Below are 14437 nucleotides of genomic sequence, written 5' to 3'. Positions count from 1 at the left end.
GCGGGACAGTCAACCTGTCCCGCTGTCCCATTATTCGATTGTGATGGTTTGCTCTTTGGTCATTTGATTTACTTCGACTTTTAGTGTTATTTCTCCTGCTTTTAGAGTTTTTAGTTCCCCTGTTGTGTAGTCGAAGAGTGCAGCGTATTTTCCTGAAGTTTCAGCCCGGGTTAGTTCTTCCCCACTACCGACAAAGACGTTCTCACTCGCTTCCCATTGAACAGTTGCTGGATAATGAAGTGGGAAGTTTAGGTTATCTTTTTGATGCCCAGTTGCCTCAACTTGTACTGTTTCTCCTACTTTTATTGCAGACGGTGCTTGAAGAGTAATATCTAATAAAAGTGGATTCACTTCAGCTTGAATCCAGTCAGTACCAGATACAGAACTTTGTCCATTAGATTGTCCTGGCCCCATAGCCTTGTCCGGTACAGGCGTTGGGTCGACTCCGAACATCGTCCACTCGTAAAAACCACCTGCATCACTGGAGCCATATGGTGCTTTTCCTGAAGGACCGACAACCATATACGGAACACCTTCGACACGATCAACACTTACAGTATGAGCATGACCACCGACAAACAGTGCCCCCTTACCTCCTGAAGTTTGACGAAACTCCGTTAAGAATTGTTCAAGAAGATTGGACTCTTTTCGATCACTAAGCTGGCTGTTTTTCGTAGGTAGTGGATCACGCGTTGGATGATGCGCCATGACAACTACGTTTTTAACCTTTGAATCCTTTGCAGCTTCCGTTAATGTCTTTTTTAAATCGAGTAGCTGTTGGAAATCACTCGTACGGAAACTTCCTGTCGATGAATCAAGCAAAATAAATCTTGTCCCTTTGTGATCAAACGTATAACGGTTATTTTCATACACTTCTAAGAAATTATCCAGTGTACCTGGCCCCATAATTTCATGGTTTCCTGGTAGATAATAGATTGGGAGTTTATCTCCAACTTCTTCTTGTAAAATTTGCTCAGCAAATGCAAAATCTTCTTTCCATGCTGTATCAACCAAATCACCATTAATTACAAGGAAGTCTGGTTTTGCTGCAACAATTTGTCTTAGAGATTCTCTTGCCATTTGTACTTGAGAACTATTCGGATCCTTTGCAACAAACTGGCTGTCAGCTAGTACTGCAAATGTCCAACGTCCTTTTTCAATTTCGCCATTTTGAATGATGAGCGGGTCCGGATCTTTCGTTACTTCTGGAACCTCTATAGATGTGGGGACTTTAACAGTTACATCATCAAATACCAATTGACCTGTGTATTGATCATTTTTGTTCGTTTCAACTGGATAGATTCTCCAAAGCTTAACAGGGTATCGTACGCCTTCAGGGACCGTCGTCTCAACGTACTTCCAGCCTGTCCAATCTACTGCATCAGCAAGTGATAATGTGTATCTTGTGCCTGCTGCATCTTCAATGACAGTGCGAAGCCAAGCTCCGTTTCCATCTCCTTTTACCCATAGACCAATTTTCTGAACATCACCTGGTAATTCAATCGTGGGAGATGCTTGCAAATAAGCAGCACGAGTTGCGGTTGTTGTCGAAAAATCATATGCTAACTCGATTCCTTTACCATCCCTACCAGCAATATGTTTCATAGATGCTCCAACTTCATTTGGATATTTTGTAAAGGACCATCCACTTATCTCTTCAAAATCATCGACTTTCTTTGTAGCTAGGCCAATTGTAACTGGCAGAAACGTAACCTCGTCTTTTACTTTTACTGTGATGAGCGCCGACGCACCGTCCGCTTTAGGAACCACGGTAAAGCTACCATCCACATTTTCCATGATCGAAATTACTGACTCATCATAGTCTAAACTTACATCACTAGCTTCAATTGGTGCGCTGTATCCGTCTTTATCATAACCATTAACAGAAAAACTTACTTGTTGTCCTAATTCCAAACTCAGGCGTGCTTGTGATGCTTCAATTCGATCCAATTTACCAAGGACGGTGATCTCCATCGAACCCTTTGAAGATTTTACTTGTGCTTGAGCAATGGCATTACCTGACTTTTTAGCATGGAAAACGCCATTTTCCGCAAATTTACCAACGTCTGCGGGAAGAGCCTGCCATTTCACTTCACCAACTGGAACGGGAGAGTAATTTTTCATCGTGTCCTAAACCAATAAACGTTCTAGTTAATCCAGGGAATACCCGGTTACTCATATCAGATTTAAATGCGGTATTAACTGCAAAGCTCTTTAATTCACCACTTCCACCCTTTGCAAAAATTCCAATCCCATTCGGTACTGATCTTTCAGTGCCATCCGATGGCTGATTCACAACCTTCACATCTTTCGTACCAGGATTTTGTGCAACCATTGTTGTGGAACCTCCACCATCAAGGTTTAAAGCATAATGTGCACCATATTCCTTCATCAGTTCTGCTAATTCTTTAAATGTCATACCACGACTATCTGTTTGACGTCCATCCACTGCTGCTAAAATCATCGTTTTTCGATCCTCGGAAAAACCAACAGCAGTTCGTGGTGCGGAAGTCGTATCATCTAAATTCGAAATTACCGCTCCACTTTCGACAAGTTTGATATTACCTCCAACTGCAAATGAAACATCGATGTCAGTCTTTGGAGCATATTCTACACTTACTTCATCTCCAACAGATAAAGCTTTTAAGGCCTCTGCACCTTTTTCACGTCCAACAAGGACAAAAGCATTTTCAGGAATGGCGCCATTCCCTGCACCTTCTTCTACAGTTGTAACTTTTCCATCTACGACTATTACTTCATACACAGGGCTTCCATCCTGAGACCTTCCAGCGCTTCCCCAGACAGAAGTGTATAATCCTATACCATCTTTTGAAATTGCGTATTGATTGAGTGCGTCTAGTGTGATTTCTCCGCTAGGTAGCTTAACTTTTCCATCTAATAGAATGTTAGAAATATGACCTAAACCATTTTTATCAACACTTGCAGTAAGTGTGTGACTACCTTGGGGACCTTTTACCATTTCCCCTTTACTAACTACAGTGCCTAGAGGAGCATTCGTATTATTAATATCGAAGAAATCTCCATTGACCCCAGCGATTGCACCTGCTTCCTTCGCCATTTCTGATAATGGTTTCGCAGATGAAACACTTCCAGGATTAAGTATATCGGTTGAAATGCTATCATTACCAAGGTTAATGGTCATTACTTCTCCATTTAGCCAGCCTCGTGCATCAAACCTTTCAAAACTAGCAAGCTTAATACCAGGACCAATCGGTGTTGTACTTTCCTTCGAAACAAGCGTCTTGCCAGCTGGACCAACAAAAATGACAGGTTCTGTTCTGTCAGAAGAAGTTGATCGTGCTTGAGCTACATCTGATGGTTCATTGTCTGCATGAACAGTAGGTGCTAATGGTACTGTTATGGCTGAGGCAAACAAAACATTTCTCCACCACTTTACATTCATACATAGTTCTCCCCTCTACTAAAATATAATTTTATAATATATAGAATATTCTTGAAGTATATTTTCATTATACCAAGAATCTCCTTCCAGAATAACTACTGAATATAAAGGGGTGATTAATAGACTGTAAAGTTTTTACAGTAAAAAAGTAGGAGATTTGTTTACGATAATGTCAGAATAGTAGAGGAATTCATTAGAATACGGGTCTTTGGATTTGAATTTTACAGGAGTAGTTTTAGCCATGACAAACTTCATTGTTTAAAAAACAGGAAAAAAGGCCTGTATAAATACAGACCTTCTTTCAAAATGGTTCTGGGACAGGGGACCTGTCCCTGTGTCCCATTAGATGATTCCCTGGATTCGTAGGATGATTTCGGCTACGATAGCGGATCCGAGATAGGTTCCGAGTAGAACGAACATACCGATAACGATTGTTCTCCAGCCTAATTTTTTGAAATCTGCCCATGAGCGTCCGATGGAAATACCAGCATAGGCTAAGATTGGTGTTGCAATCGCTAATAGATTCACTTGTGCTGTCCATTCTACGAGTTTTTCTTGGAATGGCATGCCTGGGATTGTAATAATGAATGCTAGAATCCCAATGTAGGCAATACTTGGAACCTTTTTATATGGAATTGCTTTATGAATAATTAATCCGGCCAAACTCACTCCAGCAAGAACAAGTATTCCTGGAATGGCTGCAAGTGGCATAACATCATAACCAATCCAGTTTCCTGCAAGAACTGATATAGAACAAATAATAAATAATAAGACCCATTCTTGAATACTTTTTAACATTGGTTGTTACGCCCCCTTTGAATTCGAATTCGCAGCTTTTTTATCTCTTACTCTAGTAAGAACATTATATAACTTCACTGTTAATGGTAAGCCAATGAAAATACTAGCGTACAATCCTGTTACAGAAGTTAATAGGTTACTTGCCCCTGAGAATGCAGTAATTGTATCTGCCATATCTGGATATGCTGCGACGAGTGGCCCAAGTGATGCTGCAGCCATACTACCACTTCCTACCCCTGTTGCCATTGCAAAAGAGTATGGATGGAGTGGTGTTGCTGTTGCCAAAAAACCTGAAATAAGACCTAAGAAAATCGATCCAAACACTGTACCGAAAATATAGATCGCCATTACACCACGACCCTCAGGAGAAGAAAGACCATATTTATCCGTAATAAGGGCTAAGTTTGGTTCTCTTCCGATGGAGTGGGTCATACCAATTGCTTCTCTTTTTAATCCTAAGAATACAGCTACTGGTAATGCAATAAAAATAGTACCTAGGTTTCCTAGTTCTTGAAGCATTAAGGCTGGACCTGCTTCAATTAATTGAGGTAAAGCTGGACCTGCTTGTACACCAAATTTTGCAATCAATAATGTTACGGAAATAAATACGAGATTTTCCGCATTTTTAGACATTTTTTCTGTGACAAGTGGCGTAAAATAGACTGCAATTCCAACGATAACTGCATACAACATCGGTAGTAATAAAATGACCCCTGCTCCAATTGGAATACGATGTGTGCCTATCAATTCAGTCACCAAAACAATGGCAAATACTAAAAGATGTAATTTCCAATCCTTCCAAAGATTCGTTGCATTTTCACTCATTGCTCTTCCCCCTTTTTTAATAGTGATGCTGTTTATATGGTATTTATTTTACAGCCGCTTTTGCATGTACTTTCATATATTCTAATGTTGCTTTCCCTAATACCTTTGCTGCGATTAAAAGTGCACGCTCATCGATATCAAATTTTGGATGATGGTGAGGGTAAGAGTCTTTCCACTCTGGATTCTCTGCACCTGTAAAGAAGAAGGTACCTTTTACATGTTGTAAATAATAAGCGTAATCTTCACCGCCCATAACAGGTTCTGTTTCAGCAACCTTGTTTACTCCTGGAACGTCTTCCGCCAATTTTGCAACAAATTCGGTTTCTTCCTTATGGTTGATGAGGGTCGGATAGCCGCGTGTATAGGTGAATTCGAAATCTGCACCATTCACATCACATGTTCCACGAACCACTCGTTCCATTTCTTTTTCGATAAAATCACGCGTCTCTTCTTTGAAAGTACGCACGGTACCAATCATTTCAGCATAGTCAGCGATGACATTGTAAGGATTTTTTGCCTCGAATGAGGTTACAGATAGAACGGCAGAATCCAATGGATCTACTTTACGGCTAACAATTTGTTGTAAATTATTTATGAGTTGACCTCCAACGACAATACTATCGATTGTTTGATGTGGGTAGGCACCATGTCCGCCTCGCCCTTGAATTTTAATATCGAAACGGTCAGGAGCTGCTTGGATTGCACCAACTCGATAACCGATTTCTCCAACTGGCATTTGAGCTTGTAAATGTGTGCCGAAGATTACATCGACACCATCTAGGCAACCATCTTCGATCATAGAAATGGCACCACCCGGTGGTAATTCCTCTGCATGCTGATGGATGAATACTACCGTACCCTCAAGTTCTGCTTTCATACTATTTAACACTTTCGCTAAACCAAGTAAAGTTGCAGTATGACCATCATGTCCACATGCATGCATCACACCATCATTTTTTGACTTGAACGGTACATCCGTTTGCTCTAAGATCGGGAGGGCATCGAAGTCTGCACGTAAGGCAATAGTTGGTCCAGGACGATCTCCTTTTAGATAAGCTACTACTCCATTGCCTCCAACACCTGTGCGAATATCGTGACCTAATTTTTCATGATAAGTTGCAATGTATTCTGCTGTTTTAACTTCCTCAAAAGATAACTCTGGGTATTCGTGTAGATAACGGCGTATAGAGACAATTTCATCATAAATTTCGTCTAATTTCTCAAATAACTTTTCCATTATAAATGCCCTCCTAGTGGTTTTTATTGTTCCATCATTTCTTTTAAGACGGTATATACCGCTGATGAATCTTGTTGACCCTTCCCTTTGTTCTTACCTAAGTGAAAGAGTTGATGTGTGATGTCACTGACAAAAGTTGAAATTTGTGAGTTTTCAGCCAATTGACGGTACAAGTGGATATCCTTTGTCATATTGGCAAGAGAGAACTTTACATTGTTAAATGATTCATCTAATATATTCACCCCGAATACATCCATTGCTCGGGTTTGACCAGATCCTTTTTGTAGAATACCCGCAAGTTTCTCCTTTGTAACCCCAGCTCTTTCTCCAGTTATAAAGGCTTCACTTAATAAGGTAATCACACCTGCTACGACCATATTGTGACAAAGCTTTACGGTTTGCCCTGCTCCACTCTTCCCTACATATTCAATATGTTTGCCGACAGCTTTTAAAATTGGGAGAATGGTAGGAAAATGGTCCTTACTTCCACCAACCATAATGGTCAACGTCCCGTTTGCAGCTCCTTCAGGGCCACCGCTTAGTGGACAATCATAAAACTGGATCCCGTTTTCCTCAGCTGTGTTATGAATTTTCCTCGTAAGCTGTACATCATTTGTACTCATATCCAAAATGTAAGAACCTTTTTTCATTTTAAATAGAACACCGTTTTGTTCGTGTAACAGTGTATCTTTAATAATATCAGGTGAAGTAAGTGACATGATTAAAAAGTCAATCTCACTTGCCATATCAGTAGGAGTTGCAGAAGCAATCGCCCCATGGTCAACTAAACTCTTCACCGCAGCTTCATTAATATCAAATACGTGGACTTTGAATTGTTTTTTGAGTAAGTTCTTCGCAATGCCACTTCCCATTAACCCGCATCCAATTATACCAACCGCTGTCATCATAATCCTCCAGTCTTGTAAACTAGTAATTTACGCTTTGATATATACTGTTTTGTACTCTGTCCAGAATTCGAGGGCAGTTGAACCTTGTTCTCTCGGACCTAAGCTGGATGCTTTTTTACCACCAAATGGGTACTGGTTTTCAAAATAATTCGATGGAATGTTGACATGTGTAACTCCCGTTTGAATATGTTTCACAAAATGCATGGCTTTTTCTAGGTCCTTTGTATAAATCGTTGATGATAAGCCAAAATCACTGTCGTTTGCAACTTCTAATGCTTCCTCATAAGAATCTACTTCGATTACTGCGATAACAGGTGCAAAGATTTCTTTACTAAAAATAGTCATTTCTGGTGTAACGCCACTAAAGACTGTTGGTGCGACAAAATAGCCATTGTCTCGTCCTTGGTCTATTAATCTCTTACCACCACATTCAAGTGTTGCACCTTCTTCAATTGCTAAATCGACATGTTTTAAGTAAAGATTTAATTGACTTTCATCAATCACTGGACCATTGTCTACCTTTTCGTCAAAGCCATCGGTAATATGTAAGGCATTGGCTGCTTCTACTAATCTACTAATAACGTCTTTTGAAATACTTCTTGGAACAATTAATCGGCTTGTCCCAGTACAGCGTTGTCCATTATCAAAAAATCCACTGATGACTACATTTTGAATCGTTTCATCTAAATTGGCATCTTCAAGGATAATGGAGGCATTTTTTCCGCCCATTTCCGCCTGCATTTTTCCGCCACGAGTTGTGACTGCTCTTCCTAATGCTAATCCTACGTCGGTTGAACCGGTAAAAGAAACAGCTTTGATTTTCTGATGATTACCGATCGCACGTCCGATAACACCACCTGGACCTGTTACCATGTTAATAACTCCTTTAGGTACACCGGCCTTTTCAAAGAGTTCGATAATTTTTACGCTAATAAGTGATGTGTTGCTAGCTGGCTTAAAAATAACCGTGTTTCCAGCAACAATCGCAGGGGCGATCTTCCAAATTCCAATCCCAAGAGGGAAATTATAAGGCGCAATTACTCCAACAACGCCAAGAGGTTCTCTCACGGTGTATCCAAAAATTTCAGCATTCTTTGAAGGCACTGTTTCCCCTTTTAAACGGGTTGCTTCACCACTGAATTGCTTCATCGCATCAATCGTAATAGTTACTTCCGCTAGCGAGTTTTTATAGGTTTTACCGACTTCTTTTGTAATAATAGTTGCTAGTTCTTCTTTTTGCTCTTCAAGCAAATAGATTAATTTAAACAATACATCCCCACGTTCAGGTACTGCAACGTGTGACCAAGTCTTAAATGCCTTTTCCGCTACTTGAATCGCTACCTCAACATCGCGTTCATCAGATTTCTGAAAATAACCTAATACTTCTTCTGTGTTTGCTGGGTTGATACTAGCATATACATCACCTGATTGGGCAGACACCCATTCACCATCTATGTAGTTAAAATACGTTTGAACCATCGGAATCACCTCTCCTCTTTGTTGTTACTAATTATAATATTCTAAATTATAAAGACAAATGTGGCAACCCACAAAATTTAGAATTCATTTTTGTGAGTTGCCACAATTAGAGACGTAAAAAGGACAAGTGGACAGGTTCCATTGCTATCTATTTTTCTGTTTCGCTACATATAATTGAGTCGCAATCATGAGGTCGACCCAATCTTTTTCATTGTTTAAGCTAGATTGAAGAATTTCTTCTATCTTTTTAAGGCGATAGTATAATGTATTTCCATGGATATGGAGCTCAGTAGCCGTTTCCTTGTGATTTTTATTTTTGGAAATAAAACAAAGCAATGTTTCTAGTAAACTGGCATCTGAATTTAAGAGCTTTCCGATTTTATCCTGAATGTACATGTCAATTGTATGCTGCTCCATTTCATGGAATAGTCGTTCCATACCGAGTTTCGAATATTCAATGATGTTTGAGGTCTTATAGGTCTTTGCATAGCTGATGGAACGTAGTGCTTCCTGATAGGATGTGGCTAATTGCTGCAAGGAAGTTTTTCGTCCAATTCCAACTATGATTTTTTCTTTGTTTAAAATTGACTCGACTTCTTGAATGATTTTTTTAATTACCGTGTCTGTCACTCCTGGAAGAAGGATTATGAGCTGAAACGTATGAGTGACGACAAAACTTTTGTTACATATGTTATTCAGCATCTTCTCAATAGATAGGACGAGCCATTGCTTTTCTTTTACTTTGTTATTTTTCCAGAGTGAATCTACTGCACTTTCAACAATTATACATTGAATGTCATTTGTTTGATCCCATTTTAAATAATGCATAATCCGTCCGACATCATAATGTTGGACCTCATTTAACAACTGATTAAACACTTCATTCCGAAAATGCAGCTCCTGTTCAAGGAGTGCACTATCCTTCGTTATTTCAAGCGCCATCGCTAAGCTTGCATGCTCAATAATGATTTGTTCGTTTTCAACAAATGCAGCAAAAGGTTTCTCCAGTTCAAGTACCCCTAGAATTTCTTGGCCACGTACAATGGGAAAGTAGCGGTCATTCCTCTGAAAAAGGTTGGTCTCATGGTAGATGACCCGAGATTGAATCAATTCCTCTAACAACGGAATGATTGACTTGATTCCATAGCCTTCAATAATCACTTGATAGAATTTTTTATGAATTGAAATTGAATCGGTTAATAATTGATTCTTCTTCAACAAATGATTATAAACCCGGGAATGTTCAATTGCGATCGCGCTTTGGTCGGCAATATTTTTTATAACTTCCATATCAGCCATTGAAAAAAGACCATCATGGTTAAAATTGTCGACGATTAGGATACCGAAACAATGATCTTTGTAAACGATCGGAACACAAAAAGCACTTTTAATTTTCCGACCATGTACACCCTTCAAATAATAATGATAGTTTTCTGGAGACATTGTACTCATAGATTCATCAATTTCTTGCTCAGAATTAAAGAGGATGGCCTTCTTTTTGGTGAATACCTGGCCTGTTATGGATTCGCCGGGATCAAGGGAAAGCTTCCTTAAACTTTCTACATCAACACCTTTACCCTCTTCAAACTTAAGCTTTCCAGTATTTTCGTCATATAAATAAATAATAAACGTATCAGTAATGTTTACCAATTCACTTGCTGCAGTAATTAAGTTTTGCAACACATCTTGTAAATGTAACGACTGCGTAAGCAACTTATTGATTTCTAATAGTTTCTTAGCTTTATGTAAGTCCAGATAGGATGTCTCGATTTGCTGAAAGTTCAAGTTAATTCACCTTTTTCGAAAGTTCCAAAATAGTCTGAAGCATGACATTGGCACCAACCTCAATATCTTCCCATGAACTATACTCATCAGGGTGATGACTAAGGCCATCCTTACTAGGAATGAAGATCATCCCTGCTTCTGTTAATTCGGTTAATGAGTTCGCATCGTGATTTGCACCACTCACCATATAGTGATAATTTACTTTTGAGTTTTGACAAGTCTTCTCTATTGCTTTTTGGACATTCTCAGATAAAGTGTTGGGATGCTTTTGTACACCCACTGCTATTTCAACTCGATGGTTTGCATTCATCCAGTCTGTTAATCGTTGTTCAAATTCCTTCATCTCATGCCAATCGCTACCTCTGACCTCAATCGTTAATTGAACATCACCAGGTACTACATTCTCCGAATTCGGAAAAACCTCTAACTTTCCGACAGTCGCAACAATATCATTGTTTTGCTTAGTAGCTCGTTCACTAACGTACTGGATAATAGAGGCAGCAGATACTAAAGCGTCATTCCTAGCGTTCATAGGGGTAGTGCCAGAATGGCTTGCTTTTCCAATAACATGAACATGCATTCTTGAAATGCCAGCTATGGCAGTCACAATCCCAATCTGGTTGTTCGTAGTCTCTAACACACTTCCTTGTTCAATATGTAATTCTAAAAAGGATAGATAGGCATTGTCACTTTTTCTAGCCTCTTTAATTTTGGACATGTTAAGGTCAAATTTCTCCAATTCCACATCTGATACATCACCATCTTTAATTAACCCTGCTGTCGCTCTGCTTCCAAATGTACCGCCTAATGGATTCGCTTCTTCACCGACAAAACTAATAAGTTCAAGTGGAACTCCTTGATAGCCATGTTCTTTTAGCACTCTCAGACACTCAAGGCCAATTATTACACCCAATGCTCCATCATAAAGGCCACCATTTTTTACAGTGTCTAAATGTGAACCAAAAGCAATTGCAGGTTTATCAAGGCTACCTAATCTGCCATGTACATTACCAATGGAATCTTTATATACAGATAAATTTAGGTCCTTTAACTGCTCTTCTAACCATTCGTTTGCCTTTTTTTCTTCATTTGAAAAAGCTAAACGATTATAACCAATATTACCGGAATTAATAGATCCAATATGTAATAGATTCTTTTTAATATTTTCTACGTAAACCTTTGGAAAACTCATAATTTCCTCCTCTATACTACCCTTGGGTCACGGGGCCAGGTCCCTTGTCCCATTCTAGAACTTGTTTTCATTATAGAAGAAAAATTGTTAATTATCCAATAGCTTTTGTTTTTGAGAAAACCGACAGTTTGCCTTTTAATTAAAAAGGCTATTTTCGCAAACTTTTTTTTTTATATCGTTGACTTCCGCTTCAGGTGGACGCTTTCCGCGGGCGTGGCTTGAGCCTCTTCAACGAAATGTGGAGGCGCCTAGCACAGAAACGAGAAAATTGGCCGACTAAAGCGCCACGTCCTGTGCGTCGGAGACTCCGACAAAGAGGCGTATTTTGCCTCTGATCTCGAGTTTCTAGCCGCTGCAACTGGACAGGTCGCCACCTTACGCTCCAAACAACTAGTTTTGTTTTTATTATAAGAAGGCAACAATCTTTTAGAATAGAGCCAATAAAAAGAGGTTGCATTAGCAACCTCCGTACAAACTATATTAATCAATCAACATTTAACAAAAGTCAGAAACGTGCTGGGTGGGACGATGTACCTGTCCCTCTGTCCCAACGGCACGCTTCCAGTGTTGGATTCCGGCATTTAGTCGGATCGCTTGGTATCCCTGTGTCGAAAGGTACTGAACAGCCTCTGTTGCGTGTACACAGTAGTAACCACGACAGTAGACAATAATTCGACGATCTGTCGGAAGTTCGCTGACTCTGTCCATAAAGGAATCATATGGTATTGATATTGCACCCTTTATATGCGAAGCATTATACTCAGATTCTGGCCGAACATCGACGACCAAATAGCTATCAAAATCTTCCATTTTTAAAAACTCTTCCAACTCTAGACTTTCGATTTCTTCTGGTCTTTCGATAAACTCAGTACGCATCTGGCGCACTTCATCAAATCTGTCTTCCGTTACTTTTTGTAAAGATTGGATTAAGTCACAAACTTTTGTATTTCCCAATGAGTAGACCATGAAGTTTCCCCGTCTACGGCATTTTACGAGTTTAGTATCTAGGAGAACCTGTAGGTGCTGAGATGTATTCGCGATGCTCATTTCGGTTTCGTTCGATAGTGCTTCTACTGTTTTGGGACCTTGCGTCAACAAATCCAGAAGCTCCATTCGTTTCGGACTCGTTAACGCCTTTCCGACTCTAGAAAAATAATAATAGATTGTATCGTTAAATTCTCTCTTATCCATCATGACCTCCTGGATTTATCCCCCCTCATTTAATACATTCCGAAGGACTTCTACTATATATCTAGTTTAATAGAAAACCTACAGTTTCATACCAACTATTTTCATGTAAATCTAGTTTTTATTCGATGTAATCGATACATCGAAAGGAATCCTAAAACAGGTCCGGGTAATAGGATCAAAAATGTATATTCCCAACCAATAACTGATTCGATTAAGGGTACGAGGAAAATGACAATAATCGTAAGTACATAACCTAGTGCTAATTGGATTGTTAATGATGAACCGACATAGCGCTGATCGACGTGCTCGGTGATAAGTACTGAGAACTGAGCAGAATCTGCAATAATACTTACTCCCCAGATGATTCCTAAAATGGAGATAATCCAGGGTGAGCTACCGAAGAAAAATCCTATAAAAAGTGTGAGTGTCCCAGAAACCCCTAATGACCATAATGTTACTTTTTCTCGGCCAATTCGATCGGCAAATAAACCGCCAAACCAAGCTCCAAAGAAACCGGAACCAATTACTACGAATGTTACAATTGAAGCGGATGTAGAAAAATTTACAATCCCACTTGTTTTAAAGCTCTCTGCTAAAAATATCCCAAACCAGGACCACATCGCGTAAAGCTCCCACATATGACCAAAGTAACCAAAGTTCGCAAGGCGTACCTTTTGATTTTTAAAAGCACGAGGAATCGCATTTGGATCAAAGTTTCCAGTGGGTAATGCATAGGGTCCTACTTTTACGAGAAGCATTAAGAAACCAGATAATATGGAACATAATCCCGTTATCAATAAGACCAGTTCCCATGACGAGAACCCGATTCCTTTAAAAAAATGGGGTCCAGCTGAACCAATCGTAAGTGCACCCACGACTAGCCCCAAAGCCATCCCACGCCTCTCTTTAAACCAAGTGGAAACAAGTTTCATCCCTGGACCGTATACACCTGATAAGGCAACGCCTGTAAAAAAGCGAAACAATAATGCAACAATTAAACTTTTAGCTAGTAAAGCGGTTAAAATTGTCGTAACTCCCGCTAGTATAGCTGACCAAAAGAATAAAATATGTGGTTCAATGCGATCAGGTAGATTTAAAAATGCTGACAGCACTGAACCGATAATAAATCCTAAATTGACCATAATCGTAATAAAGCTGACTTGACTGCTACTCAACTCCCATAAATCGATTAAAGTTGGCAAAACTGCAGTCATTGAGAACCATGTTGTCATTGTGCCAAACATGGTAAGTGATAACAAAATTAACTTACTGGTGTGATATTTTCCTTTTTCCAGAGAATCATTCTTATTCATCTAAAGCAGCAGTATACGTAACTGCCGTACCCTCTAAGCATAGTTCATTTTCGTATTTTTTAATAACGCTTTCATTCTTATCTTTATTTTTAACCCTTTCTTCACTGAGCACCCTAAGAATCGATGGATAATGTTTCATATCTTCAACAATCATCACATTCCTCCTAAATAGTTACCTATTCAGTTCAAATCTCTTTCGGGTTTTGTCGAGTATTAAATAATTCAATTGAATAGTTGTATTACTACACTACTGGAGAGGTTCGAGATTTATTCGTAAAGTTGAGG

Annotated in this window: 12 protein-coding genes; all 12 read right to left on the bottom strand. The window is 39.4% G+C overall.

Features of this window, described 5'->3' with window-relative positions:
- Window positions 1–30: 30 nt before the first annotated feature.
- A complete protein-coding gene (locus NST91_RS13615; protein WP_341331569.1) occupies window positions 31–2124 on the bottom strand; it encodes a metallophosphoesterase in 2094 nt (697 codons plus the stop codon).
- On the bottom strand, window positions 2093–3424 hold the full coding sequence (locus NST91_RS13610; protein ID WP_341331568.1) for a phosphodiester glycosidase family protein: 1332 nt from the start codon (window positions 3422–3424) through the stop codon (window positions 2093–2095). Before NST91_RS13610 ends, NST91_RS13615 begins: the two co-directional genes overlap by 32 nt.
- 342 nt (window positions 3425–3766) lie before the next feature.
- Window positions 3767–4222, bottom strand: a complete 456-nt coding sequence (locus NST91_RS13605; RefSeq protein WP_341331567.1) for a hypothetical protein — start codon at window positions 4220–4222, stop codon at window positions 3767–3769.
- A 6-nt stretch (window positions 4223–4228) separates the two neighbouring features.
- A complete protein-coding gene (locus NST91_RS13600; protein ID WP_341331566.1) occupies window positions 4229–5047 on the bottom strand; it encodes a DUF3100 domain-containing protein in 819 nt (272 codons plus the stop codon).
- Window positions 5048–5090: 43 nt separating this feature from the next.
- The gene (locus tag NST91_RS13595; RefSeq protein WP_341331565.1) at window positions 5091–6284 is read right to left on the bottom strand and encodes a M20 family metallopeptidase; all 1194 of its coding nucleotides are present in this window, start codon (window positions 6282–6284) and stop codon (window positions 5091–5093) included.
- 23 nt (window positions 6285–6307) lie between these two features.
- Window positions 6308–7189 carry an NAD(P)-dependent oxidoreductase gene (locus NST91_RS13590; RefSeq protein ID WP_341331564.1) on the bottom strand — a complete coding sequence of 294 codons (882 nt, stop codon included), beginning with the start codon at window positions 7187–7189 and terminating at the stop codon, window positions 6308–6310.
- A 30-nt stretch (window positions 7190–7219) separates the two neighbouring features.
- Window positions 7220–8671, bottom strand: coding sequence for an aldehyde dehydrogenase family protein (locus NST91_RS13585; protein ID WP_341331563.1), 1452 nt, complete (start codon window positions 8669–8671; stop codon window positions 7220–7222).
- Between the two features lie 144 nt (window positions 8672–8815).
- On the bottom strand, window positions 8816–10456 hold the full coding sequence (locus NST91_RS13580; protein WP_341331562.1) for a helix-turn-helix domain-containing protein: 1641 nt from the start codon (window positions 10454–10456) through the stop codon (window positions 8816–8818).
- A 1-nt stretch (window position 10457) separates the two neighbouring features.
- Entirely contained in the window at window positions 10458–11648 is a 1191-nt protein-coding gene (locus NST91_RS13575) for a M20 family metallo-hydrolase (protein ID WP_341331561.1), read from the bottom strand.
- Between the two features lie 495 nt (window positions 11649–12143).
- A complete protein-coding gene (locus tag NST91_RS13570; protein ID WP_341331560.1) occupies window positions 12144–12839 on the bottom strand; it encodes a metalloregulator ArsR/SmtB family transcription factor in 696 nt (231 codons plus the stop codon).
- A 101-nt stretch (window positions 12840–12940) separates the two neighbouring features.
- The gene (locus NST91_RS13565) at window positions 12941–14152 is read right to left on the bottom strand and encodes an MFS transporter (protein ID WP_341331559.1); all 1212 of its coding nucleotides are present in this window, start codon (window positions 14150–14152) and stop codon (window positions 12941–12943) included.
- Window positions 14145–14306, bottom strand: a complete 162-nt coding sequence (locus NST91_RS13560; RefSeq protein WP_165918134.1) for a hypothetical protein — start codon at window positions 14304–14306, stop codon at window positions 14145–14147. The genes NST91_RS13565 and NST91_RS13560 overlap by 8 nt, the downstream gene beginning before the upstream one ends.
- Window positions 14307–14437 lie beyond the last annotated feature (131 nt).

This window comes from Ferdinandcohnia sp. FSL W7-1320, from assembly GCF_038050315.1.
Taxonomy (GTDB): domain Bacteria; phylum Bacillota; class Bacilli; order Bacillales; family Bacillaceae_L; genus Ferdinandcohnia; species Ferdinandcohnia aciditolerans.
Note: the sequence above shows the minus strand (reverse complement) of the source record. Positions and strands in the feature narration are given on the sequence as shown.

Excerpts from the sequence above, each read along its gene's own strand:
- NST91_RS13615 (WP_341331569.1), bottom strand. The coding sequence starts at position 2,124 with ATGAAAAATTACTCTCCCGTTCCAGTTGGTGAAGTGAAATGGCAGGCT.
- NST91_RS13585 (WP_341331563.1), bottom strand. The coding sequence starts at position 8,671 with ATGGTTCAAACGTATTTTAACTACATAGATGGTGAATGGGTGTCTGCC.
- NST91_RS13575 (WP_341331561.1), bottom strand. The coding sequence starts at position 11,648 with ATGAGTTTTCCAAAGGTTTACGTAGAAAATATTAAAAAGAATCTATTA.
- NST91_RS13560 (WP_165918134.1), bottom strand. The coding sequence starts at position 14,306 with ATGATTGTTGAAGATATGAAACATTATCCATCGATTCTTAGGGTGCTC.
- NST91_RS13590 (WP_341331564.1), bottom strand. The coding sequence starts at position 7,189 with ATGACAGCGGTTGGTATAATTGGATGCGGGTTAATGGGAAGTGGCATT.
- NST91_RS13565 (WP_341331559.1), bottom strand. The coding sequence starts at position 14,152 with ATGAATAAGAATGATTCTCTGGAAAAAGGAAAATATCACACCAGTAAG.
- NST91_RS13610 (WP_341331568.1), bottom strand. The coding sequence starts at position 3,424 with ATGAATGTAAAGTGGTGGAGAAATGTTTTGTTTGCCTCAGCCATAACA.
- NST91_RS13605 (WP_341331567.1), bottom strand. The coding sequence starts at position 4,222 with ATGTTAAAAAGTATTCAAGAATGGGTCTTATTATTTATTATTTGTTCT.
- NST91_RS13600 (WP_341331566.1), bottom strand. The coding sequence starts at position 5,047 with ATGAGTGAAAATGCAACGAATCTTTGGAAGGATTGGAAATTACATCTT.
- NST91_RS13570 (WP_341331560.1), bottom strand. The coding sequence starts at position 12,839 with ATGGATAAGAGAGAATTTAACGATACAATCTATTATTATTTTTCTAGA.
- NST91_RS13595 (WP_341331565.1), bottom strand. The coding sequence starts at position 6,284 with ATGGAAAAGTTATTTGAGAAATTAGACGAAATTTATGATGAAATTGTC.